General features: G+C 65.8%; 1 protein-coding gene. It reads right to left on the bottom strand.

The window, feature by feature from the left end:
* On the bottom strand, positions 1–441 hold a 441-nt coding region (locus C5B91_RS21730), incomplete at both ends, for a GNAT family N-acetyltransferase (protein WP_147374925.1).

Here is a 441-nt window from a genome sequence, read left to right as displayed (position 1 = left end):
ACCGTGTCGAAGAACCGGTCGCGCTCGCAGTGCATCAACAGCGCCTCCTTGTCGGGGAGGTCGATGCGTCCCTGCGGCTCGTAGCCGCATCGCTCGAAGACGTGGATGACCCGCTCGTTTCGCACGTCCGGTTCGCTGACGACGCGAGTCGCGTCGGTCGCGCGGAACTGAAACGCCGTCATCGCTCGCAAGAGCGGTATCGAGTGGCCGTGTCCGAGATACTCCGGCGGCCCGATGAGAAGGTGGACGCCGCGGTCTTCGGGGGCGGCGTCGTAGCACTCTGCGACGACGTCGTCTGCCGCCCGGTACGCCTCCCAGTAGCTCATCGGCGTGTGGTCGAGCAGGCCGACGTACGGCGTGAGATGGTCGTCGGCCAACTTCTCGTCGAGTTTCGCCCGAAACGCCGGCTTCGGAAGGTCGAGTTGCCAGTACGGCTTTACG

Source organism: Haloferax sp. Atlit-10N, from assembly GCF_003586325.1.
GTDB lineage: Archaea > Halobacteriota > Halobacteria > Halobacteriales > Haloferacaceae > Haloferax > Haloferax prahovense.
The sequence above is the reverse complement of the archived record's forward strand: the minus strand, read 5'-3'. Positions and strand labels throughout refer to the sequence as shown.